A 25,206-nucleotide genomic window follows, 5' to 3' on the forward strand; every position below is an offset into this window, starting at 1 on the left:
CTTTTGAATAGACAACATGCAGCTTTGCGACGAACTGAACATTAGCTCCTTTGATTATGGGCGCAGGAGCACTTTAAAAGTTCGTGTTCACTTATCATACGAAAAAGTGGAATGGACACGAGCTTCACCCAGTATCACCTGCGTCATACTTGCGGAAGATACTCAAGTAAACTTTTCAAAGATGAGAATTCGCTAGGCGCTTTTACAGGTCAAAACTTTATACTTTTTATGTACAAAAGGAGGATGCTCAAGCGCAGCCTCCTCTTTAAGTTAATCTAATATCCCATTTTCCGCACACCAGAACTAATCAGCTAGATTTTCAGAACATCCTTTTTTTCAATAAGCTCTTTGCCCGCTATGCCCGGGTCAGTCATTTCATATGGATGCAAGATAATATCCAGTTCTTCTTCCGTAAGTACCCCTTTTTCCAGGCAAAGGTCTCTTACCGACTTTCCTGTTACAATTGCTTCTTTTGCAATCGCGGCTGCCGTTTCATAGCCAACATGCGGATTGATGGCTGTTATAATTCCAACACTGTTGTTGACATAGTGCTCCAGTCTTTCCCTATTGGCTGTAATACCTTCAAGACAATACTGGCGGAATACGGTAAAGACATTGGTCATTATCTTAATGGATTGAAGCAGATTGAAAACCAGGACAGGCTCCATGACGTTTAATTCAAACTGCCCTGCTTCTGCTGCCAGGCAAATGGTATGATCATTGCCGATTACCTGGAATGCAACCTGATTCAGCACTTCTGCCATAACAGGATTTACTTTTCCAGGCATGATCGAAGAACCTGGCTGGCGTTCCGGAAGCTGAATTTCACCAAGGCCGGCTCGCGGTCCTGAGGCCATCATCCTTAAATCATTAGCCACTTTGGACATATTCATCATGCACACCTTTAAGGCTGCGGATACCTCAAGATAGCTGTCCGTATTCTGCGTTGCATCCACCAAGTGTTCTGCTTTCTTCAGAGGGAAACCACTTGTTTCAGCCAGATGGTGTACTACCCTCTCAATATACAGGGGTTCAGCATTTAATCCTGTGCCGACAGCTGTAGCACCCATATTTACCTCATACAGGTGCTGACGGGAATTGGCTATACGTTCTAAATCCCTGTTCAAAACCCTTGCATATGCTTCAAACTCCTGTCCCAGCCTGATAGGCACAGCATCCTGCAAATGGGTTCTGCCCATTTTAATGACATCATTAAATTCAATAGCTTTTTGTTCAAATGCTGCGTGAAGCTGTTTCATGGCCTCGAGTAAACCTTCCATACTCGATAAAACGGAAATATGGATAGCTGTTGGAAAAGCATCATTTGTCGATTGGGCCATGTTAACATGGGTATTGGGACTAATAACTTTATAACTTCCGAGTTTCTCGCCAATCAATTCAAGTGCTCTATTTGCAATTACTTCATTTGTATTCATGTTAATCGATGTTCCTGCCCCTCCCTGGATAGGGTCCACAATAAATTGTTCATGCCATTTTCCGTCAATTACTTCGTCAGCCGCTAATATGATAGCGTTTGCAATTTTCTCCTTCAGTTGTCCAATTTCATTGTTAGCTATGGCAGCAGATTTTTTTACTATGGCCATTGCTTTAATTAAGCTTGACTCAATCCGATATCCTGTAATAGGAAAGTTTTCAACCGCTCTTAAGGTTTGAACTCCATAATAGGCTTGTGCAGGTACTTTCTTTTCTCCCAAAAAATCCTTCTCAACTCTGTATTCTTTATTTCCGTTCATGTCTTCCGCCCCTTTGTATTCCTTGGTAGCTTGTATTATTATATGCTGCACCGCTACATCCTATCAGGTCATTAATCCTCCTTAAAACGGCTTCTAATGCGGTAAATCTGCATTACACTATATTCATTATAAAAATCTTGCTTCCTTTTTATATGGCTTTTCACAAAATGTTCTTATTTAATCTTTTTCCATTTTCATAAATTTGTAAAAAATAATTTTTTCTTCTTCCAAGCTCAAAAAGAAAAAGCTCCCCTTAAGGGAAGCTTTAATGGTTAGCGTTATAATAAACTCTTAGGTTCGAGAGTCTTCTTTCTCAGGCACAAGTATTTGGCCAACCTTGCCTATTTTAAGTAAAGTTTGCATTATCGTACGGGATAACTGGCTTGGTTTGTATGGCTTTATTAAGTAATCCATTGCCCCAAGCGAAAACCCCTTTTCTTTTTCTTCCAGTGCGGATGAAACAATAATAGGGATTTGCGCCAGGTTATCTCTCTTCTTTACTGTTTTCATAAACTCCCAGCCATCGGTTTCTGCATCTTCAAGGAGGATATCCAGGACAATTGCATCTGGCGTATTTATGTTCAGATACTCTAATGCCTCACTAGCCTTCTTAAAAGCAATTACATTAAAGCCGCTGTCCTTTAACTCTTGTCTAATTAGCCGGACAAGGCTTGTATCATCCTCTACAACCATTATGCTATAACCGCTTCCGGAACTAGCCGTCTTATCTTGTTCGTGAGGATCTGCTGTACTTTCGACGGCAGGAAAACTTGCAGTAAATGTACTGCCTTTTCCATATTCCGATTCCACTGTTACAGAACCATCGTGGGCTTTCATAATTTCCTGGACAATGGCAAGCCCAAGTCCCGTTCCCCCAATTCGTTTTTGGTCCGTATTATCAACTCGATAAAACTTCGTAAACAGTTTATCCATTGCATCTTTAGGGATACCCATCCCTTTATCTGCTACATCAACATTTAAACAGCCGCCTGAGTGGTGAACCTGAATCTTAATCGGCCCTCCCTCCGGCGAATACTTTATCGCATTGCTAATTAGATTCGTGAATACCTGTTCGACCTTAGCCTTGTCACCCAAAATCATTGGGTTTTCGGGACAGGAATCAAGAATAATCTCGTGCTTTGAAGTATTAACCTTTTGGAGTTCAATAACTGTATTAAGAATAGGAAGAAGCTCAATATATTTCTTGTCATAAGCCTGCTTTCCTGCCTCCATTCTTTGAACATCAAGAAAATCATTAATGAGAGAGGTTAAGCGTACAGCTTCGCTAAGAATGGTAGCAAGATATTTCTTTTGCCGTTCCGGTTTCAGCTCCCGATTAAGCATTAATTCGGTAAAACCAAGGATGCTAGCCAACGGAGTACGCAACTCATGGCTTACAGTACTAACAAATTCCGACTTAATTTGGTCCACTTCATATTCTTTTGTAATATCCCTATGTACGAAAACAGTACCCAGCTTTTCATTGCCCCTGTATAAATCCTCACTATAAACTTTTATAATTCGGCTATTGGACTTAAATCTATAGATGAAAGCTTTTTCTACCTTTACTGCTGGGTCGTTGAACTGTACAGTTTTTTTAAGAAAGTCAGGGAAATCTTCTTCCTCCACGAATTCTGCTAATTCCCTACTCCAGACACTAAAGGGTTTTCCAACCAGAGGTAATTCAGCCTCATTAAATATTTCACAGAATTGATCATTTACTTGGAGAATCCTTCCATCAATTGTAACGAGCTGTATCCCTTCCTTTACAGTGTCCAGGATGTCCTGATTCCTTTTTCTCTCTTCTTCTGATCTCTCAAATAGCGAAATCTTATCAAGAGAGATACCGATATTTTTGGCCAAAGCCATATACTCTCCTAAATCGGATTCCTGGAATGGTGAACCATAGCGGGTAAACACCATTACCGCTGAAATGTGTGTGTCAGATGAAAAAATGGGCAAATACAAATCATGTCCATATAAAATTCCATCATGAAATCCCTTTTCAGCCAAATCAAGTTCTCTTCTAATAGCAAAAGGCTTTTTTTCGAAAGATAGTTTTTCATATAAGCCAGATTCCATATGGATGAGAAACTGCTCCTCACCCTTTTTTGAGATGCCATGAGATGCACTGGATTTATCGTTATAAAGAGCAATAATTCCTCTATCAGCACCAATGATTTTACACATAGTGTGTACAATACTATCTAAAACGACTTGCTTATCAAGTGAGTTGGAGATTAAATTCGTGAGTTGATTTCTGTTCTTTAGCTTTTCCTCATTTTGCTTTCGTATTTCAAGTGCTGTTTCTAATTCATATTGCTGGGCCTGGAGTTCGTCCTGCTGTGCCATTAGTTCTTCATTATGAGCCATCAAATCCTCTTCTTTTTCCTGTACCTTACGCGCCATGGTCCGGAATGCATTAGACAAAAGCCCAATCTCATCCTTGCGGTCTGATCCAATAATAGGGGAAGAAATCTGTCCTTCTGCAATGTCGTAGGCTGCTTTTGTCAGCAAAGATAGAGGCTGACCAACGTTTCTCAGCATGATCCTGATTATTCTAAGCAATAAAAGAAGAATACCTAAAATAAATACAATAAATCCGATTTGGACATAGGTTTGCATTTTTACTAAATACTTAAAATTCTGCTCTAATTTTTTTTCTGAAGTATCTATATAATTGCTTAATAGATGCTGAAACTCGTTTACTCTTGATGTTGCCTGAGTATTGGCAGTTTGAATAACAAGATCCATTTTACCATTCTCATAGTTACCGAATGCTTCAGGCAAGGTCTGGTCGAAATAGTAATGTCGGAAAGAATCTATATCACTGATAAGCTTTCTGTTTTCCTTAGATGGATCAAGCTTTTCAAGCTTTTTATTTAGTATCCTAATTTTTCCTTCCTGGGCTAATGCGCTTGTTTTTAAATTTTTATTGCCAAGAGCTAAATAGCCCCTGGCATCAAAAAAGGCTTTATTAAAATCCTTATCAATTGCCTGAACAACCCGTTCTTTTTCCTTTAACTCCGTTCGTTGTTCGGAAAAACTGCTGTTTAGGAAGTGAAGTAAAGATAATAACACTGCTGCACCAATAGTAAACGCAAGGATAAAAGTCCCCATTAAAAAGATAAACTGCCTCGATAAACTGTTTTTAAATTTCATATTAATACTCATTTACTATTCCCTTTACCTTCTCCAATAGCTGAAGGGGGCTGAACGGCTTTGCCATGAAATAATCGGCCCCGGCCTGAATGATCTTCTCTTGTTCATAACTCTGACTTTTAGCGGAAAGCATTAAGATTTTGACACTCTTATTATTTAACTTGGTTCTTATAGCTTCAATTACCTCAAGACCGGTCAGCATAGGCATCATGTAATCAAGAATGATTAAGTCATAATGATTCCTACTTGCCAGTTCGAGAGCCTGCTGTCCATCCTCTGCCTCATCAACTTCGTAGTCCTCATCTTCAAGTGTGTCTGTAACCAGCATTCTTAAAATTTCCTCGTCCTCTGCCAATAAAATCCTCTTCATTTAGCGCCTTCCCCAATTCTGCTTGTTTTATATGTTTTCGCCATAACATCATATGACTTTTTTAGGCGTTCATAATAAGACGGCTCATTCCAATCATCCCATGAATACAAATAGGTATCTTCTTGCAAAAGGAGGTTATTTTTTAAAGAAGGAAAGGACATCTGAACCTTGCCATTCTTTGTCTCGGCTACGGCAATCCTTATACCTTTAATGGTCTCTGTACCTTTTAGCCCGCTTGTCCATAAATCGCCCATTACTTCCTTTAAGCTTGGGTCTTTTACGTTTAGCAGCTGCCATGGAATCCTGCCTTCAACCGTCTTTTTATCCTTACTAATGCTTATATCGGTTAAGGAATTAAAATCTTTATGAAGCGGATTGGCATCACCATATTTTAAGACACCTGTTTCATAATCCTGGAAAGGAATGATCTGTCCAGTACTCGGTATCTTTAATTGTTTATTTAAGGCAAGCCTAATAGGATGAAAAATTCCATTGTTTTTTTGTCCGGCGTACGATTTTAAAGGAATCATCTTTAGAATTTGCCCGTATTGATAATAGAAACTATCGTAGTAGCTGTCTACCATAACCCTCGACTCTTTAGGCCCATTTAACTTAATATCATAATCCACTCCGAAGTCTGTTTTAAGTTTTGTACCGTTCTTTAAAGGGATGCTCGTTTGGCCCTGATTTGTCTTCGTATCCAGGAGAATATCTGTTTCATCCTCAGGGTACTGAACAGGAGAATTATAGGTTAGCAGAAAGTATAAATAACCTGAGTCTGATGCTAAGCTAACCGTTTTTAAGCTGCCCTTTTTGTTTTTGGATTGATAAATAACTTTAGCACTTGCTTTTTCCCAGTCTCCTGATTCCCCATCAACCAAAATGGCTTTATCCTTTCTTCCCGGCTCAAATCCCAATAGCCCAAAGTGCTGCTCGTTCGTTTGCTGATTCGTCCAGTATGGCCTCCTATCCGGATTATCGATATCCATGGTATTCCATGTCCTCTTAAACCATTCGTCCTGCCAGGTAAATACCATGCCTCCCGCAAATCCTTCAGATACGATTGATTGATAAAGCTTTTTATCAATTTCTCCCTGTTCTTCTTCGGAATGGAAGCCCTGGTTAAAGCCAAACTGGTTCTTGTGAGTCAGACCACGGGAACCTGGAACCCCAAATTCCGCAACAAGCACAGGCATATTATGACTTTCGATCAAATCATGAAGATATCCTGCGTACGCACTCTTTTTCCCATTTGAACCTACATATTCTGTATATGATTTTTCAAGATTTAAAAAGTCAGGATAATACGGATAAATATGGTACGAAGCAAATAATCCAGAATGGAAATCCTTCGTTGCTGCAATGTGATTTGGATTTACTGAAACCATATCTTCAGTGGCCAAAGGTTCAGATGGATGCTTTAGCAAATCAGTTGTAGGCCAATTTGCAAAGCTCATGGAATGCTGCCAATGGTAATTTTCACTTTCATACTTGGCCGCATAATCCATGTTCTGGGCAAGCCAGCTCTCAAACGGAGATGCTTTTTCCGTTTTAAAAAACTGTCCGCTATATTGGCCTATTTGCCTGTTTGCAGTATTAGTACTGGAAACCATCTGTGGGTCCCACTCGATACCAACAATAAAACCAAGGACATATTTAGAAATATCGTATTTGTAAGTCCCTGAGGCATGTCCTCTCCGCTCTTCCAGCTGGGCATTTCCATGAATAATATTAATCATATTTCTAATTTCTGTCCGAGAATCATCAATATTTTCCTTGGCAAAAGCATTTTGTGATTTTACAAGCCCTTCTTCGTTAACCCATGAACCATGGAAGAGGAAAAGTGGCTTCTTTGCCGTTTGGTTATATTCATAGAAGGCTTCGTAAAATGCTGGCGGATGGAGTGTATAAATCCTAATAGCATTTGCATTCATCCGGCCAATTTGCTGGAACCAGCGAAGGTACTCATCTTTCGGGATAGCTGTTTCGCCAGGAAAGTATCCCGGTTTTCCCATCCCAATATTAACGCCCTTTATTAAAAAATCCTTCCATTTACCATCCTTTTGAATTTGAATATATTCCTTTCCTGTACGGCTGTTTATATTGATTCCGGAGTCCTCTGTTACCTCAACTTTTTCCTGATTCACCTTATGATGCAGACCATTAGCCAGCAGTTCCTTCATTATCGGTACATAGGACTTCCAGTAAAAAGAATCGCCTGCGGCAAAATGTTTTTTCCATACATCCAGGCCTTTCGTCTGATAAATTCCAGGTACCTCTGCTTCATCAGCAAAGTCACCTGCAAAATAATAAGAGGTGTATTTTACATTTTGAGTGGAAATGATGGCAGGAAAATGAGAAGGAATCCCATATCTGTCTAAGGCTTCTTTACCTTTGGAGGTAACCGGAAGCTGATAGTTTGCGAGAATTCCGTCTTTATCCCTGGCTTCATTGATGTCAAACCAGTACTTGTAATTGGCCTTTAACTCCTGATTAAATCGCTTTTCCCCTGCTCTTGTCAGACTAAAAAGGGCTCCCTCTTCCGTTAGTTCCTTTTCATCTATTACTACAACAAAATCATTTTGATTTACAAAAACAAAGCCGCCCCCAGAAAAATTCCACTTCTTTTGTTTTTGGTAATCATCTTTTACCCAAACAGGAACCTCAGGACCATTAAGATCCGTAAAATATCTTCCAATCCAGCCGCTCCAATCTAAATTAAACAGGTTGGAAATTTTTGTTCTAACATTTTCTTTTGTAGGGCTTCCAAAAGTATTGAATTCTGCCACCAGGGTTTTGCCGGGAGTCTGGACCAATGTCTTTTCAATCTTTTCGACTTCAGGCATTTTAAGGCCCCCATAGAGGCTTTGCGACCTGTTTCCTTTCTGGTTCTGGCCGAGGAATTCATTTCTGTACACTCCATATTGGTCTGTAAGATAAATAACATCATATTTATTTAAATTTTTTGGCAGCCCATTTATCTTGTATTTATTTCCTTCCTCTGGCTTAAAGCCCCGATAATCAGAATCGACAAGGTATCCTTTTTGATCATCCTTAACATACTTTCCGTTATTAAGGACCCAGACTAATCCTTTATGCTCCCGGTACGTTTTATCCGGAACCGTCTTGTCTACTATAAGTACGTTCAGCTTTTTTGAATGCTGGATTTGCCAAAGCCAAAAGGGACTTGTTATGAGAGCCATGAGGACAAATATGTAAATAAATAAGTAGGTTTTTTTTTTCATTGCGATACACCTTTTCTTTTCATTTCTCCCCAGCTCTTGTCGCCTTTTATCATTTGCCAGATTCCTTCGCACCGCCACAGAACAGTCAGTGGTCTATACCATAAGGTTTCAGTCAACGAATAGAGAAATAGCTTTATAATATCAGACACCTTAGGATACTTTGTGAGGCTCCACTCTTCTAGAAGAACAGCCGCCATAGAAAATAATGAGCCATAGAATAAGGAAAGAAGAAAAATCAGAATGGCAAACTCAATATAGATTCCGCCAAGAAATAAACACAGGATAATAAATAAATATCCTGCCAATTCCACGATGGGGCCAAAAAATTCTACAATCCAAAAGTATGGAAAGGAGATAAAGCCGATTGCTCCATACTTAGGATTAAACAGCATTTTTCTATGTGTCCATAAGCTTTCAAACAAGCCGCGGTGCCAGCGCCGTCTTTGCTTTCGTAAAAAGGTGAAATCCTCCGGCACCTCTGTCCAGCATACTGGATCTGGGACATATACAATTTTCTTTTTAAGTCCTCTTTCCTTTAGAAGGCTGTGAAGCCGGACAACCAGCTCCATATCTTCACCAACAGTATCTGTCTTATAGCCGCCTGCTTCTACCACCCAATACTTGGAGAAAACGCCAAAAGCTCCAGAAATAATCAGAAGAAGGTTATGCCTGCTTAAACCGATTCTTCCCATTAGAAATGCACGGAGATATTCAATTATTTGCATAATAACTATTGGCTTGTCCGATAATCCTATTTTCAGGATATTGCCATTGCGGATGTCACAGCCATTAGCAATCCTTACACTTCCCCCGGATGCAATGACATCCTCATTGCTGTCTATAATGGGTTTCATAACCTTCAAGAATGCATCACTCTCTAGTACGGAATCTCCGTCGAGGGAACAGAAATAAGGATAATGGGAAAAATTCAAACCAGCATTAAGAGCATCTGCCTTTCCGCCATTCTCTTTATCTATTAGGAAAAGATTCGGCAGAATCTGAGATTGATAAATCTTTTTTATTGGTTTGGAATCAACCTGCCGTCTGACTACTTTTTGTATTTCTTTCATATCATATTGCTCGATAACCTTTTTTACCGTGTTGTCTTTAGAACCGTCATTTACAACTACTATTTCATAAACGGGATAATTTATACTGAGCAGAGATCTTACACTTTGAACAATTCCCGCCTCCTCATTGTAGGCGGGAACAATTATTGAAACTGGCTTCGTATAAATCTCATTTGTATAATCCTCATATGTCCTAGTTCTGTCCAGCTGGTATTCCCTGCGAAGCTGGAAGGACGAGATAACGAGAATGACAGTATAAAAGGCAATGACGACGACCATATACACAGCGATAAACCAACCAAAATATGTAACAATTTCCATCCACTGCAAGTCATCCATTTTTTAATCTCCTTTGTGCAGCCATTCCCATGCCATATCCCGTGCAAATGTATCTGAAGATGTTTCCAGTATCGACTGGAGAACCTTTTCTCCATCCGAAAAGCTTTTTATAGATTGTCCCGCCTGAGAACGTACCCACCAATTGGAATCATGTAAAAGAGCTTTTAAATCGGGGATACCCTTTCGTTCACGGAGAACGCCAATTAATTTTGCTGCCATCATTCTTTCTTCCCATTTTGCAGATTTACAAAGAGGTAAATAGAGATCAATATCTTTTACATAGCCTATTTCACCAAGAGTTTTTAAGGCTCTGATTTTAATTTCGCCTGAGTAAGCCCTAAACACACTTTCAATGAAAGAGACATATTTTAATTTTCTTTCAGTCCCCATTACATCAAGAATGGCACTTTGCATTGGAATCCCACACTTGTTAAAGCCCAATACAAACTGATCAAAATGGTTTTCGTCCAAACGGGTTAAAATGTTTCTATATTCATAGGTTGATAACGAATTAAAACGGTCTAAGAGCAGACTGTAAATTTCTTTTGACTGGAAAGCGGCAAGAATCCTTAAGACATGGATGGCTTCATCCCTTGTTATCTTCTTCTTTTCAAAAAGAGAAATAATATTCCCTTCAAGTGATCGAATTTTAAAATCTTCAATATGGAATAACGCATTCATCCGGTCGCTCCACTTTCTGCTTTTTAATCGGATGCGATAGAAATCACTTAAATGAATTTGTGCGAGTTCAAAAATGCGTTTTTTCTCCTGTTCTCCCTCTAATAAACCAGCAAACTTTGCAAGCAGCTCTTCAACTGCTTTTTTTTGTGTAAAAGTAGAGGGGGTTACTCCTCTTTTTAACTGCCCATCGACCAAAAAAGTAAATATAGGTTCCTCATACTGTTTTTTTTCTATTTCTATCTGATTTCTTTCCCTAATTGAAAAGGCTTTTCGGACCAATAAATAAAAAAGAAGGATAAATAGAATAGATAAAAGTCCTGTAGCAGCAAGCGTCAAACCATACAATTCACTGGTGAGCATAAACTATTCCATCCTTTGAATTAGGCGCTGAATTCTTGCCTGCAGTTCTGTAATACTAAAAGGCTTTGTCAAATAATCATCCGCACCCAGTTTAAGCGCTCTTGCAATATCATAATCGCCCTTCCTTCCCGTGAGCATCAGCACGTGTGAATTCTGTTTGGACTTTTTAACTTGATCCAAAACCTCTATTCCGTCCATTACCGGCATAATTCCATCCAATATTAAGAAGTGTTCTCCCTTTTCTTCAAGACGTTTTGTTTCAAAGAATGAGGGGCCATCCTCAAAAACCTTTATATCCAATTCATAATACTGGAAATCCATGGACTCAAGTATTTTTCTAAGCATGGTTCGAATTATAGAGTCATCATCGATGACCGATATATATAAAGGCTTTTTGGAGAAATCTGTATCGAATTGGTTGGCACTTTCAACCCTTGCCCTTCCTTTTTCTTTTGCTTTATATAATGCCTGGTCTGCAGCATGAAAAGCTGTCTCCAAGGCGATGGAATCCGAATCTACTGAAAATATCCCAGCGGAAAAAGTTACATTGAAATCCTGTCCTTTTTCATCAAATATCTTATCGGTAAACTTTTCTAAAATTCGGTTCACAATCTCAACGGCACTTAGATTTTCTGTCCTCTCAAACAAAATAACAAACTCTTCGCCGCCATATCTGAAAACACTGTCTGCATTTCTTGTATGTTCTTTTAAAAATTGAGCAAACGAGGTCAGTACCCGGTCTCCAGCTAAATGGCCGAATGTATCATTAATATTTTTAAAATGATCAAGATCTAATACTGCGATACTAAAAGTGCTTGAGTTTCTTTTAAGCTCGCTAATATTCCTTTCAAAAACCGTCCTAAAAAATTGGCGGTTGTAGAGCATAGTCATATCATCCATTAAAGCCGACTGGTCAAACATTCTCTTTCTCTGCAGATGACGGTCCAGCCTGACTGACAGTTCTTCAATGTCTATTGGCTTTTCCACAAAATCGTCTGCTCCGAGTTTAAATGCTTTCATTCTTGTGGCCCTGTCACTAAGTATACTCATCATGATAAAAGGGACAAATTGGCGTGCGTTTTGTTTTTGAAGCCTTTCAATTACCTCAAACCCACTCTTATTAGGAAGATGAATATCAATGAGCACACAATCTGGATGAAAGTCGTAGTATTGAGATATTGCCTTTTCAGGTTTGGTGCTTGTGATAACCATCCATCCCTGCTCCTCCAGGGCATCCTTCAGCAAAATAAGCATAGAGATGTCATCATCAATAATTTGAATTAACGGAGCATTCTCTTCGTTGGTATATTTATTTTCCTGCCCATTTTCTTCAAAATTTTCATATTCATATGCAAGGCTTATTAATTCATATAGGAAATCCCACAGGTCACTGGTCTGCCAATCCTTTTCAGAATCTTCCTCGATTTTATCCATCAAACAGGAGGCAACCTGAAAAAGCCCACCCAACTGAAGGGTACCGGATGTCCCTTTAATTGAATGTAAAAAAAGATAAACATCTCGGTTGCTTATTGGCTTCTGATCTTGGGTTTCAAACCAGGCGGAAATCTGATCTTTTATTTTTTTAAAGAGCATATTTTTATATTTATTAAAATCCATACCCAGCACCCCATTAAAGAATCGTCAATTTTTATCGAAAACTGTCATTTCTTCGTAACTTCAAGTGTATTATGGAAGCGGTAACCGTGACAATCTTTTTATACTGTAAAACTCTCTATTTTATATGTAAATTTATGGATATAACTTTTTGTTTATTTTAATATACTTTTAAACTCCCCATTCATTTCCACTCTTTAATGAAAGACCCTCTTGAGAACCTCCCGCAGAGCCAGACTGCCCTTTCTTTTGCTGTAACAAATGCGCTCGCTTTCCTCTGGCAGACCTAGAGCTTCCTGGGTGAGGTGCGCTTGCGAGGTCTCCATTGGTCTACTTTTCCCGAAGGAGTCTCACCCGTCCTGACCTATGATTTAAACCCCATCATAAGATCTACCTAAATGCAGCAAATTCCCTAATCTCCCATGGAATCTATATTACAAATCCAAATCTAAATAGCAGAAAAAGTTTAATAGCGATCAAAACACTTTTTCTCATATAAGTTTGGATACTTAAGCATTCAAAATAAAAAAGCCCCATCAGGGACTTTCTAATTTTACTAGTTGCCTAAAGCTTTAGTTTTTTGAAAGCAGCTATCCATGGCATCAAGTACTGTGCCCCGAAAGTGATTTTTCTCTAAAGAGGCAACTGCTTCAATTGTTGCGCCTCCTGGAGTACAGACATTGTCTTTTAATTCACCAGGATGTGTACTACTTTCCAGCACCATTTTTGCAGCACCTAATACAGCCTGTGAAGCAAGGCGGTATGCTTTGTCCCTTGGAATCCCTAGGCGGACACCGCCATCAGCCATTGCTTCGATCATCATGTAAACATAAGCAGGAGAAGATCCGCTTATTGCAGGAACAGCGTCCATTAATTTTTCTTCCAATACTTCAGTTTCACCAACGCACTCAAAAAGTGCCTGTACACTTTTAAGATCCTCATCGGAAACCCATTCGTTTGGACAAAGCACTGTCATTCCTTCCCCAATAAACGAGGGGGTATTTGGCATGGTTCTGACAGCTTTAATATTTCTTTCAAAAAGGGACTTTAAATCATTTAAGCTAATCCCTGCAGCTATTGTCACAATTATTGTATTTTCTTTTACTTCATCCTTTATTTCCCTGATAATAGCAGGGTGTAAATCAGGTTTTACTGCCAGGATAAGAAGATCCGAAAAGGCGGCCACTTCTCTATTATCACGTGAGGACAGTATTGTGTAATCACGATTCATTTTTTGCAGAGTTTCTTCTGTTTTAGCACTCGCCATAATATTTTCCGGCAATATACTCTCCGACTTAAGAATGCCTTTTGATATTGCCTGAGCCATCTTACCAAATCCTATAAAACCAATTTTTTTGTTCAATTCATCAAAACCTTTCTTTAATCAATACATAAACTTCTTCTACTATGGTAAAAGATTAAAACGAAAATAGAAAGGGAAGCACTATGTTAGTAAGGTAAGGAGGGATTTTTTGAACGACCATTTAGATTTTAAACCAATAGATAAGAATTTTTTCAATCAGCCTACATTGGAGCTTGCCCAGTCACTTCTCGGATGCCTACTGGTAAAAGAAACACCGGACGGAATTGCAGCTGGATACATTGTGGAGACTGAAGCCTATAAAGGTCCAGTGGATCGGGCTGCACACAGCTACGAGAACCGGAGAACTAAAAGAACGGAAATTATGTTTGCCGAAGCCGGACGTATTTATACGTATTTAATGCATACACACTGCCTTGTCAATGTGGTTTGTGAAACGATAGGTAAACCAGAGGCTGTATTAATCAGGGCTGTGGAACCTGTTTATGGCTTACCACTAATGATAGAAAGACGCGGCACTGACAATATGAAAAATTTAACGAATGGACCCGGTAAACTGACTAAAGCATTGGGTATCACTATGCAGGACTATGGACATCTTTTCTGGGAGCCCCCTCTTTTCATTTCTGACGGGTACACTCCTGAATCTATCTCTCAGGGAAAAAGAATCGGGATTGAAAACTCAGGTGATGCTAAAGATTATCCATGGCGTTTTTGGATATCGGGAAACCCTTATGTTTCGAGACATCAGAAAGAGGGCTAATGAAAAAGGGCGCCAAAATTGGCTCCCTTTTAAAATTTTATTCTTTTGAGGATTTAAGGTCCGCCGGTAAAAATGCTCCAGGGAGCAAGTCTTTTACAAGTACCTTTTGAACATCACCTTTAAGGTTTGTTAGGACTACTTCCATATCTGGAGGACATAATTCTGCAATAACCTGGCGGCAGGCTCCGCATGGAGGTACTGGCCGCTCAGTGTCAGCCACAACAGCAAGTGTTTCAAACTCAGTTACTCCCTCAGAAATGGCCTTGAATATAGCCGTCCGTTCTCCGCAATTCGTTACGGGATATGCCGCATTTTCTATATTGCAGCCGTGATACACTTTTCCATCTTTCGATACCAGCGCCGCGCCAACCTTGAAATTGGAATAAGGAACATAAGCAAATTCCCTTGCTTTTTTTGCTTCTTCTATAAGCATTTTTTCATCCATTTCATTCATCCTCCCCATAGGGTATTACTAGGAATGGAAGAGCTTTACCGCCCACTCCAAAACTACTCCGCCAAAGTAAATACCAAAAATCCCCACTACTGCTGAAAACACAGGTGGCGCCGGTAATGGAAGCTTTAAAAATTTAAACAAGATGCCAACAATCATGCCTGCAACTAATGCTAAAAGAATATCTCTCATCTGAAGACCTCATTTTATCTTTTTAGTAGGAAGCAGAAGATGTTCCGCCATTTACAATGGCAATACCTGAGCTTGCACCGATACGGGTTGCTCCTGCCTCAATCATGGCCAGGGCGTCTTCTCTGCTTCTTACTCCTCCTGAAGCTTTAACACCAATTTCCGGGCCTACTGTTTTGCGCATCAGGCGAATATCTTCCACTGTTGCTCCACCTGTTGAAAAACCGGTGGATGTTTTTACATAGTCTGCCCCCGCTTTAACAGCCAATTCACATGCATGAACCTTTTCTTCATCTGTTAAAAGGCATGTTTCAATAATAACTTTTGTTAATGCCTTTCCTTTTGCTGCTTCAACTACCGCACGGATATCCTGCTCAACAAGCTGGTCATTTTGACTCTTAAGTGCACCAATATTAATAACCATATCTACTTCTGTTGCTCCGTTTTCGATCGCATTTGCAGTTTCAAATGCTTTAGTTTCGGAAGTAGAGGCTCCTAATGGGAAACCAATAACAGTACAAACCTTTACAGATGTTCCCTCAAGAACCTCACCAGCTATTTTTACCCAAGCCGGATTTACACAGACAGAGGCAAAAGAATACTTTTTAGCTTCCTCCGCTAGTTTTACAATTTCACTTTCTGTTGCATTTGCTTTCAGTAATGTATGGTCGATCATGCCTGCAATATTTTCAGTCATATCTTATTCATCCTTTCTATATATAAAATCATTAAATTTATTAAAATCTCATCAAAGCTAATATACCAAACAAATGAACATTTGTAACCTCATTTATGAACAAATGTAAAATAAGTTCAGAAGTCCTTCACAAATACCTATTGGTCCTTTTTATCAAGTAAAAATTGTGCCGTAAATTGATCTGTAACCAGTACATTTGCAAATTTCCCTTTCAATGCCCCGTAAATTCCTTCAAGCTTGTTCGGCCCGCCAGCTACAAGAATGGATTTTTCCTTTTTCTTTAAATCATCAAGATTAATGCCAAGTGTCCTTTCATTCAGGCTCTCATTGCATATATTTCCGTTTTTATCAAAAAATCTGGAACAAATGTCACCTACAGCATTTGGGTAGAGCGATTCAAGGTCCTCATCGGTAAAATAGCCCAACTGGAATAAAAGAGAATCCTTCTTTACAGGGCCAATGGTGAAAATCGCGATATTTGATTCCCTGCCAAGGTCAAGAATTCTTCGAATATGGCGGTCCGCTTCCATCGCCTGTTTGACTACGGCATGGTCAACAATTGCCGGTAGTGGCAAATAGTGAGGTGATGTATTGAATGCTTTTCCGAAAAGATAGAGAATTTCCGAAGCGTATGTATTTGTTTCTGCGTGGCTGACGCCGCCTTTTAATTGGACAACTTTTACATCTTTTACGAATTTTTGTTTCAATTCTATGGCAACATGGTAAAGGGTAGTGCCCCAGGTTACCCCGATAATATCACCATCCTTAACAATTTCGTTAAGGTAGACCGCAGCCTTTTCTCCAAGGTAATTCTTTATGATATGATCTTCGTATTGGGGAATTGACGCTACTAACGCTTTTTTCAGTCCGAACTTTTCCTCCAAAAGGCGTTCGAGCTTGGCTGTATCTTCAGTAGGATCCATAATACTGATTTGGACAATCCCTTCACTTTTGGCCATTTGAAGAAAACGGGAAACTGTCGGACGAGAAACACCTAACATCTTGGCAATTTCATTCTGATTGTAATCTAATAAATAGTATAGCTTGGCCGCTTCAATTACCTTGTTGAGTTTATCCGTTTCCAACTGCATCACCCCGTTATTTTAATTTTATTTTTATTTTAGCAAAAAAGATCACTGAAACAATTTATTTTTACATTTGCAATTAAAGTCTTGAACATAATTTCAGATTGAACAGGAGGCTAATTGGTGAACCGATTGGGAGAGTTTATTCATAAATACAGAACTGTGGTACTAATTATCTGGTTGCTGATTATCATCGGTTTCGGATTTTTTGCCCTTAAGCTGCCGTCCGTACTGAGCGGAAATGGATTTGAATATAAAGGAGCATATAAAGAGACAAGGGAAATTCTAGAAAAAGATTTTAACAATCCGAAGTCCTCCATTATTCTTGTTTTTGAAAGGGATAAAACAGTTTCAGATAAGCAATGGCGGTATTATATTGAAAAAACCTTTCATAAACTGGAAGGTTTCGATCGAGCCGAAAAAATAATAAGTCCTCTTGACCGTGAAGGAATGATGAAGAACAGCTATGCATATGGTCTCATCAATTTTTCAAAAGATGCTGGCAGCCTTGGTAAAGAAATAAAGTCTTTGGATAATAGGTTGGCCAATGGCAAAGGTTTGAAAGTAACTATGACGGGTGAACCAATTATATTGAAGGATTTAAATGAAGCCAGCCAGAAGGACTTGACCAAAGCAGAAATGATAGGCCTGCCCATCGCCTTAGTAGTGCTTTTACTGGCCTTTGGAAGCCTTGTTGCGGCAGGAATTCCGATTGTCATTGGGATTGTTTCCATCCTGACTACAATGGGGATTGTTTACTTTTTCAGCTACACATCAGATTTATCGATCTTTATTTTAAATATTATACCCATGATCGGCCTTGCATTGAGCATAGACTTTGCTCTTCTTTTTATAAATCGTTACAAAGAAGAGCTCACAAAGGGAACGGTGGCTGATGCCGTTAAAACAACTGTTGCTACTGCTGGAAGGTCTATCATTTTTTCAGGTATGTGTGTTTTTATTGGGCTTGCCGGTCTGCTATTTATAAAAATTGATATTTTTCAAAACGTAGCACTTGGCGGAATGATTGTTGTCTTTGTTTCAGCCCTTTCAGCCATTACTTTTTTGCCCGCCCTCCTATCGCTTCTTGGCAACAGAATTAATAAACTAAGCCTTCTTCGGGTAAAAGATAAAAAATCAACAGTATGGTATCGCTTTGCACACTTTGTTATGAAAAAGCCGGTTCTTATGATCATCGGTGCACTTTTTATTCTTTTATCCGGGCTTACACCAATAAAAAACATGGTCCTTGCTATTCCAGGTACTGATTCTTTGCCTCCCGGGTATCCTTCGAGGGTTGCTATTGAAACGTTTAGGGAGGAATTTGTTCCAAAGGATAAGCGAGATGAGAAAAAAGTTGAAATCATTTTTGAGACAAAAGGGAAAATCACCGATAAAGGAAATCTTGTGAAAACAAAAAAGGCTATAAACAAGCTTCAGAAAGATTCGCTAGTTTCTGCTGTGGAATCTCCTTATTCTGTTTCAGGCATCAATGATCCTGAACAGTTATCACAAATGCTGTCCTCAAATCAGGGACGTCAGCGTTTGGCCCCTGTTATGAATGCTTTTATAAAAGATAATAAAATGCTCGTAAATGTGTACCTGAAAACAGGCCAGCACTCCTCAAAAGCACGTGCCTGGATTCGAGAATGGTCAGATAAAGATTTAGGCGTGAAGGCACACTTTGGAGGACAAATTAAATTTGAGCAGGAAATATTTGATGAAATCTATCAAAAAGCTCCTTACGGATTAATTTTGATTTTATTATCAACTCTTGTTATCTTAATGATTGCTTTCCGTTCCATTTTAATACCAATAAAGGCCATCGTTATGAACGTATTAAGCCTGGGTTCAACCTTTGGTATTGTGGTCTGGATTTACCAGCTGGGCCATTTCGGAATGAAACCAACTGACATTGCGCTGATTTTGCCAGTTTTTGTTTTTAGTCTTGTTTTTGGCCTCTCCATGGATTATGAAGTCTTTTTAATATCACGTATTCAGGAGTATTATTTGGAAACGGGGGATAACAGCAGGGCAACAGTAGAAGGACTCACTTCTACAAGTAAAATCATTACCTCTGCCGCCGCGATTATGATTGTTGTTACTGGGGCATTCGCTTTTACGGGAGTAATGCCTGTCAAACAGCTCGGAGTCGGCATCGCCATTGCGATTTTTATTGATGCCACCATCGTTAGGCTTATTCTCGTTCCTGCCCTGATGAAGCTTCTTGGTGACTGGAACTGGTGGTTCTTTGGTTTTACAAATAAAAAGACGATGAAACACTAAGTAATCAAAGCCAGGCGGACGCCTGGCTTTTTAGTTTTATTGAGATTCTAATGGTAAATTCCTCAAAATGAGTGATAAAGAGATCAAAATGATTGATATGTTGCCGGAAATGATGGATTAAGTCATTAACTTAATCGATTTTAACAGCAAAAAGATCGATATTGAATTGGCAAGTGCGGGTTTTTCTAAAAATAAGGTTTCTTGCTTCTAGCTTTTTGTTCTATAACCTTGATAAAGATTCAATTACCAGGGCCAGGCGGACGCCTGGCTTTTTGTTTTATTGAGATTCTAATGGTAAATTCCTCAAAATGATTGATAAAGAGATCAAAATGATTGATATGTTGCCGGAAATGATGGATTAAGTCATTAACTTAATCGATACTAACAGCAAAATGATTGATTTAGAATTGGAAAGTATGGCTTTTTCTAAAAATGAGGTTACTTGCTTTTGGCTTTTTGTTCTATAACCTTGATAAAGATTCAATTACCAGGGCCAGGCGGACGCCTGGCTTTTTTAGAAGTCTGGGATTCGACTTTTGATAAGGTAAGTCCCTTACTAGTGGGAGTTTTGTTGATATAATCGATAAGTTTCTGGCAATGAGTGATAAAATTCTCAAAATGATCGATAAGTTTCCGGAAATGAGTGATAAAGCAATCAAATTGATTGATATTTTTCAGACAGTTGATTAATAAACTACCATGCAAAAAAGCGGCGCCAGTGGGCCGCTTTTTCTTTTATATATTTTTAGCATATGCCTCGCTTGGCAATTTATTAAGGACTACGTATAAGCTTGCTGGTTCTTTTCCTGTGTTTTCGAAAGCTAATTCTTCTTCCCCGCTGCAGTGAACCAAATCTGCCTCAGCTGTTTCAATGCTCGAGCCATCAATAGTAAATGTACCATTTCCGCATACTGTATAAAGATAAACTTCAGTGCCCGGATGTTTATGGGTAGGAAGTTTTTGTCCTGGGAGAAGATTAAGAACGAACGCAGTGCTCTCTCCCTTTATATATATAACTCGCTTTGTAAATTTATCCTCGCTGTATTCCTGGTAGGCTTTTACTGTTTGTTTTTCCATCACTATACCTCCTATAACTTCCGTCTGTCTTTAGTATAGGTGATAATCATTTTCAATTAAGTAAGCTGCATCACTAAAGTCTAAAAAATTTCCTTTTTAAGCGATAAACTTAATACCTGAAATCATTTTTTATTTTTTGGGTCCTATCAATGAGTCTATTCCTCCTATTCACAAGAATTGCCTTTTTATCAAATGTCTGTACAAAGACATTACTAATCAATATTAAAAGCCAGGTTTTGTCATTGAATTTTGGGTTATCGACGCGTTTTAGAACTCTTTCATTAAGTTTTGATCTTCTATCAATAATTTGGGAGGATCAATAAATAATTACCTCTAAGATATTACCCAACACTCTTTAAGAAAAGTGCAAACGCCTGTTTAGCGACGTATGGCCATTTGAAGAAAGGCTAAGTCGCCACGTCCTGTGGCAACGCCTTTCTGACCCGCGTCCTGCGGGCCTCAACTTTGACTGAGATAAAGGATACACGAAATGCAAAGCATTTCGCTGTTGACTTATCGTAGGGAGAAGTGGGATGGACACTAGGCGCTGGGCGCTGGAACTAGACAATTTAATAGGTAAACCCTTATACTTTCTTATCAATCAAAAAAAAAGCCGTCCCTTAAAGGACGGCTGCCATCATGGTGCCTTTTCTGAACGCCTGTTTATTTAATTCCAAAAGATGATGTTTGTCTTCGGATAGCACCTTTTTCAATGATTTCAGAATTGATTCCTCTGAGACAATCCTGCTGTGCTCCAAATAAGTACATATACGATAAAATAACCTTCTGTGGTATATCCTGTTCATTTAACTCTTTCTTTTTCAGGCGCTCGCAGGATGGCATTTGGAAGGAGAAATCTTCTACACTGTTTGGAATATAACCATCTTCCTTTAGTCGGTTAAAAACCTTTTGCATAGCTTCCTCATTTGAAATGACTTCCTTCTTTTCATTTGCATGGAATCCCTCTACACAAGTTTCCACTATATTTTGATTTATTTGTTCCTGTGCAAAAATCATTTTAGCCCCTGCCAGAATCTCAGCTTCCTGGTTCTCCAATTCAATTATCGTTGTAATATTAATTATGCACCTCCGCCTTTCTATAACCCTATTATAAAAAAACCAAAGGAGGATTTTGGTTGTAAGCGTTTCATTTCTTTTTTTCTTCAAATGTTTTTGACAAAATTTTGTCAGTTTTTTAAAGCTATTGCTATATGTGTAAAGATGCGCAAATAATCTTAAATAGCTAAAAACATGAAGGAATATCTTCTCTTTTTCTCTTTTGGGCTTTGTTAATCTTGCCTGTTGATTTCCGCACCCGGCGCTCGCTTCCTCCTTGGCGCGATGCACCTGCGGGAACTTGAATAGCACCCTTGAAATCGCCCACGCACGAAGGAAATGCGATAGCACAAGGAAAGCATCCAGGAATTTACATCGCACGAAATTTTGCGAAAGCATAATTGAGAATTTCCGAGGAGTCTCGCGCCTTTTCTTCAAGCAAATTAAGGAAAAATCAACAATAAAAAAATTTCTTCTTGGTACGGCAGTGTTGTAAGCGCTTTTATACTTTAGTGTAAAAAAACCTTATTGACAATCGGATTACAAAGATTTAATATACGTAATAGTTAAAAATTACATACTATTCACTTATCGAGAGAGACTGAGGGATCAGGCCCTATGACGTCCGGCAACCTCCATTATGGAACGGTGCCACTTCCTGCAGAATGTAATCATTCTGAGAGATAAGCCGTTAAACATATGTTTTCGCTTGCCTCTTTCTGAATGAAAGAGGCTTTTTGATTTTAAAAGGGAGGAAATTAAAGTGATCCGCGTCGAGCATTTAAAAAAAGAATACACCACCAAAAAAGGAACCGTTATTGGCGTTAATGATGTCAGCCTGACCATTGAACGCGGTGAAATTTTTGGAATTGTCGGGTACAGTGGCGCCGGTAAAAGTTCACTGCTACGCTGCTTAAATCTCCTGGAAAAACCAACATCGGGAAATGTGCAGGTAGATGGGACAAACCTAGGAAATTTGAAGGAAAAAGAACTGCGTGAAGCCAGACAGAAAATCGGAATGATATTTCAGCATTTCTATTTAGTTTCATCGAAAACTGTGTTTGACAATATAGCATTTGCCCTAAAAGCTGCCGGGAAGACAAAAAAGGAAATGGAATCAAAGGTTACCGAGCTTCTTGAACTGGTTGGCCTTTCTGATAAAAGAGATGTATTCCCTTCCCAATTAAGCGGCGGCCAAAAACAGAGGGTCGGAATTGCCAGGGCTCTTGCCAATGATCCTAAAGTTCTTCTGTGTGACGAGGCTACCTCTGCCTTAGACCCAAGTACTACAAAGTCAATTCTATCCTTGTTAAAAAAAATAAATCTCGACCTGGGTCTGACGATTGTTCTTATTACACATGAAATGGAAGTAGTTAAAGATATATGCGATAGAATCGCCGTTATGGAAAATGGAAGAATTGTTGAAATTGGCCGTGTTTATGACGTCTTTTCCAAACCGACACAGGAACTTACAAGATCATTTATTAACAGCGTCCTGGATTTTGACCTTCCTGAACACATTCTAAAAAAAAGTACTGGGACAATTGTAAAAATCACCTTCCAGGGCAGCGTTGCTGAAGAATCTGTTGTTAGTGACATGATTCAAAAATTCAAGGTTAAAGGAAATATTCTTCACGGAAAAATAGAGTATATACAGGGAACTCCACTAGGGATCTTTGTCATGGAACTAAAGGGAGAAAGTACAGAAATAGCCATGGCGGCAGAGTATCTCAGAAATCGGACCCAAAACCTGGAGGTGATACAGAATGATTGATAGTCTTTTTAACTTGCTTCCCGATTTGAATAAAGCATTTTATGAAACGATCTATATGGTACTTATCTCTCTTGCTATTGCCATTATTGTCGGCCTACCACTAGGAGTGCTCCTTTTCGTAACAGACAAAGATTTATTTTTAGAAAATCGTCCTTTGAAATCAATTTTGGGATTTACGGTCAACATGATTCGCTCTATCCCGTTTATCATTCTTCTTGTTGCCCTGCTTCCTTTAACAAATCTGATTACAGGTTCTACAATTGGTCCGACAGCAGCAAGCGTTTCCCTGTCTGTTGCAGCTATCCCATTTTTTTCAAGAATAGTAGAAACTTCTTTAAGAGAGATCAATAAAGGCATTATCGAAGCGGCTGTGGCAGTAGGGGCAACCCCCTGGATGATTATAAAAGACATCTTGATACCGGAAGCGCGTCCCGGTATTATTCAGGGTTTGACACTTACTACTATCAGCCTTGTTGGATATTCCGCCATGGCAGGAATTATCGGGGGCGGCGGTATCGGAGACCTTGCTATCCGCTTTGGTTATTATCGTTACGACAACACCGTTATGGTAACAACGGTTGTTATACTAATCTGTTTAGTCCAGCTTATTCAATTCGCGGGTGATAAAATTGCCAGAATCACAGATAAGCGCTAAAAATATATAATTTTATCTTCATGGGAGGAATATAAAGTGAAAAAGATTTTATTAGCCGTAATTTTATTGTTATCAGTTAGTGTTGCAGCTGCTTGCGGTAACACTGAAAAAACAACTTCAAAGGATTCTTCAGAGAAAAAACAAATTACTATTGGTGCAACTGCCGGACCATACAGCGATATGGTCAATAAAGCAATCAAGCCCGTTCTTGAGGAAAAAGGGTACGATGTTAAGATTGTAGAATTCAGCGATTATGTACAGCCAAACATTGCTCTTAGCAAAGGCGACCTTGATGCAAACTTATTTCAGCATAAAATTTACATGGAGACTTTTGCCAAGCAGCATAACCTAAAACTTTCCGAACTAATAGTAGTGCCAACAGCACCAATGGGTATTTATTCTAAGAAGTACAAATCACTTGATGACATTGCTTCAGGAAGCACCATTGCTATTCCTAATGATCCTAGTAACCTTGCCCGTGCATTAGGAATACTGGAAGATGCTAAACTAATAACACTTGATAAAAATGTTAATCCATTAACCGTCTCAGAAAAAGATATTAAGGAAAATCCTAAAAAGCTTCAGTTTAAACCAATTGAAGCCGCCCAGCTTCCACGTTCAGTAGATGGAACTGATGCAGCTGCAGTACCAGGAAACTTTGCACTAGCGGCAAAAATGAACCTGCTTGATGCTCTCCAGCTTGAAAAAATGCCAGATGACTACCGTAACCGTATTGTTGTAAATACTAAAGACATAAATTCTTCCTTTGCAAAAGATCTTAAGGCAGCTGTAGAATCAAAAGAATTTGAATCAACGATTGATAAAGAATTCAAAGGTTTTGGAAAACCAGAATGGATGAAAAAGTAAGATGAAAACCAGCGGACTTCCGCTGGTTTTTCCTTTAAGGCTAAAATTTAGGGTACATTCCCCATGATTATTGTCTCAATAAGTAAAACCGAATTGCTTAAAAAAGCCTGTCAGCTGGGACATCTGCAATTAAGCTCAAATATCCGCCCCAGGAACATTTTCCTCCATTACCTTTCGTCCTAGTCCCTTCTCCTGAAATAGAGGTTTAACTGCTATAACGATTTCAGTCGCCTTTCTGCTTTTGCCGCTTAATCCCATTCCCTTTTAAAAAAAACTGTAGTCCTCATTGCCCGGATTTGCTCTTTTCACTTTAAAATCCGGTTATAATCCCCCTTGTCCTTTTTCTATATTTCATACTTTCATCTTTATTACAGATACTATATCAAATGA

20 protein-coding genes and 1 riboswitch are annotated in these 25,206 nt (G+C 39.0%); of the genes, 6 read left to right on the top strand and 14 right to left on the bottom strand.

The features are described from left to right. Positions 1-311 precede the first annotated feature (311 nt). The 8 genes from aspA to proC all read right to left on the bottom strand — a co-directional run bounded on the left by aspA (position 312) and on the right by proC (position 13,958). Complete coding sequence (aspA, locus tag G8761_RS14725; protein WP_166027953.1) at positions 312-1,754, bottom strand: aspartate ammonia-lyase; 1,443 nt, start codon at positions 1,752-1,754, stop codon at positions 312-314. A gap of 291 nt (positions 1,755-2,045) precedes the next feature. Beyond that, positions 2,046-4,928 (bottom strand): ATP-binding protein, encoded by a 2,883-nt coding sequence (locus tag G8761_RS14730; protein WP_166027955.1) that lies wholly within the window; start codon positions 4,926-4,928, stop codon positions 2,046-2,048. Next, positions 4,918-5,286 (bottom strand): response regulator transcription factor, encoded by a 369-nt coding sequence (locus G8761_RS14735; protein WP_166027957.1) that lies wholly within the window; start codon positions 5,284-5,286, stop codon positions 4,918-4,920. The genes G8761_RS14730 and G8761_RS14735 overlap by 11 nt, the downstream gene beginning before the upstream one ends. After that, the gene (locus G8761_RS14740; protein ID WP_166027959.1) at positions 5,283-8,531 is read right to left on the bottom strand and encodes a hypothetical protein; all 3,249 of its coding nucleotides are present in this window, start codon (positions 8,529-8,531) and stop codon (positions 5,283-5,285) included. The genes G8761_RS14735 and G8761_RS14740 overlap by 4 nt, the downstream gene beginning before the upstream one ends. Beyond that, positions 8,528-9,940, bottom strand: a complete 1,413-nt coding sequence (locus G8761_RS14745) for a glycosyltransferase family 2 protein (RefSeq protein ID WP_243450028.1) — start codon at positions 9,938-9,940, stop codon at positions 8,528-8,530. The genes G8761_RS14740 and G8761_RS14745 overlap by 4 nt, the downstream gene beginning before the upstream one ends. Before the next feature lie 3 nt (positions 9,941-9,943). Beyond that, on the bottom strand, positions 9,944-10,981 hold the full coding sequence (locus G8761_RS14750; RefSeq protein ID WP_166027961.1) for a HEAT repeat domain-containing protein: 1,038 nt from the start codon (positions 10,979-10,981) through the stop codon (positions 9,944-9,946). A 3-nt stretch (positions 10,982-10,984) separates the two neighbouring features. Then, positions 10,985-12,598: a GGDEF domain-containing response regulator gene (locus G8761_RS14755; protein WP_243450029.1), complete on the bottom strand. Its 1,614-nt coding sequence runs from the start codon at positions 12,596-12,598 to the stop codon at positions 10,985-10,987. Between the two features lie 553 nt (positions 12,599-13,151). Beyond that, on the bottom strand, positions 13,152-13,958 hold the full coding sequence (proC, locus tag G8761_RS14760) for a pyrroline-5-carboxylate reductase (RefSeq protein ID WP_166027964.1): 807 nt from the start codon (positions 13,956-13,958) through the stop codon (positions 13,152-13,154). A gap of 109 nt (positions 13,959-14,067) precedes the next feature. On the opposite strand from proC, the gene G8761_RS14765 reads away from it, so the two are divergent. After that, positions 14,068-14,679 carry a DNA-3-methyladenine glycosylase gene (locus G8761_RS14765; protein WP_166027966.1) on the top strand — a complete coding sequence of 204 codons (612 nt, stop codon included), beginning with the start codon at positions 14,068-14,070 and terminating at the stop codon, positions 14,677-14,679. 37 nt (positions 14,680-14,716) lie between these two features. On the opposite strand, the gene G8761_RS14770 is transcribed toward G8761_RS14765, so the two are convergent. From G8761_RS14770 to G8761_RS14785, 4 genes are all read right to left on the bottom strand, one after another. Beyond that, positions 14,717-15,124: a cytidine deaminase gene (locus G8761_RS14770; protein WP_166027968.1), complete on the bottom strand. Its 408-nt coding sequence runs from the start codon at positions 15,122-15,124 to the stop codon at positions 14,717-14,719. 27 nt (positions 15,125-15,151) lie between these two features. Then, positions 15,152-15,322, bottom strand: a complete 171-nt coding sequence (locus G8761_RS14775) for a XapX domain-containing protein (protein WP_166027970.1) — start codon at positions 15,320-15,322, stop codon at positions 15,152-15,154. A 22-nt stretch (positions 15,323-15,344) separates the two neighbouring features. After that, the gene (deoC, locus tag G8761_RS14780) at positions 15,345-16,016 is read right to left on the bottom strand and encodes a deoxyribose-phosphate aldolase (RefSeq protein ID WP_166027972.1); all 672 of its coding nucleotides are present in this window, start codon (positions 16,014-16,016) and stop codon (positions 15,345-15,347) included. Between the two features lie 137 nt (positions 16,017-16,153). Beyond that, positions 16,154-17,101 (bottom strand): sugar-binding transcriptional regulator, encoded by a 948-nt coding sequence (locus tag G8761_RS14785; RefSeq protein WP_275940708.1) that lies wholly within the window; start codon positions 17,099-17,101, stop codon positions 16,154-16,156. 123 nt (positions 17,102-17,224) lie between these two features. On the opposite strand from G8761_RS14785, the gene G8761_RS14790 reads away from it, so the two are divergent. After that, positions 17,225-19,387, top strand: a complete 2,163-nt coding sequence (locus G8761_RS14790) for an MMPL family transporter (protein ID WP_166027975.1) — start codon at positions 17,225-17,227, stop codon at positions 19,385-19,387. A gap of 735 nt (positions 19,388-20,122) precedes the next feature. Here G8761_RS14790 and G8761_RS14795 read toward each other — a convergent pair. Further along, on the bottom strand, positions 20,123-20,464 hold the full coding sequence (locus G8761_RS14795; protein ID WP_166027977.1) for a cupin domain-containing protein: 342 nt from the start codon (positions 20,462-20,464) through the stop codon (positions 20,123-20,125). 533 nt (positions 20,465-20,997) lie between these two features. Here G8761_RS14795 and G8761_RS14800 point away from each other — a divergent pair. Further along, positions 20,998-21,135, top strand: coding sequence for a hypothetical protein (locus G8761_RS14800; RefSeq protein WP_166027979.1), 138 nt, complete (start codon positions 20,998-21,000; stop codon positions 21,133-21,135). Here G8761_RS14800 and G8761_RS14805 read toward each other — a convergent pair. Further along, positions 21,128-21,481 carry a hypothetical protein gene (locus G8761_RS14805; RefSeq protein WP_166027981.1) on the bottom strand — a complete coding sequence of 118 codons (354 nt, stop codon included), beginning with the start codon at positions 21,479-21,481 and terminating at the stop codon, positions 21,128-21,130. The genes G8761_RS14800 and G8761_RS14805 overlap by 8 nt on opposite strands. Before the next feature lie 624 nt (positions 21,482-22,105). Beyond that, a riboswitch (SAM riboswitch) is annotated at positions 22,106-22,210 on the top strand. Between the two features lie 73 nt (positions 22,211-22,283). On the opposite strand from G8761_RS14805, the gene G8761_RS14810 reads away from it, so the two are divergent. From G8761_RS14810 to G8761_RS14820, 3 genes are read left to right on the top strand one after another with little or no spacing between them, the layout of a single operon-like run. Then, the gene (locus G8761_RS14810; RefSeq protein ID WP_166027983.1) at positions 22,284-23,294 is read left to right on the top strand and encodes an ATP-binding cassette domain-containing protein; all 1,011 of its coding nucleotides are present in this window, start codon (positions 22,284-22,286) and stop codon (positions 23,292-23,294) included. Then, the gene (locus G8761_RS14815) at positions 23,287-23,949 is read left to right on the top strand and encodes a methionine ABC transporter permease (RefSeq protein WP_166027985.1); all 663 of its coding nucleotides are present in this window, start codon (positions 23,287-23,289) and stop codon (positions 23,947-23,949) included. The genes G8761_RS14810 and G8761_RS14815 overlap by 8 nt, the downstream gene beginning before the upstream one ends. Positions 23,950-23,985: 36 nt before the next feature. Further along, a complete protein-coding gene (locus G8761_RS14820) occupies positions 23,986-24,816 on the top strand; it encodes a MetQ/NlpA family ABC transporter substrate-binding protein (protein WP_166027987.1) in 831 nt (276 codons plus the stop codon). Positions 24,817-25,206: the final 390 nt, after the last annotated feature.

Origin of the sequence: Neobacillus terrae (assembly GCF_011393025.1) — a bacterium.
GTDB lineage: Bacteria > Bacillota > Bacilli > Bacillales > Cytobacillaceae > Neobacillus_A > Neobacillus_A terrae.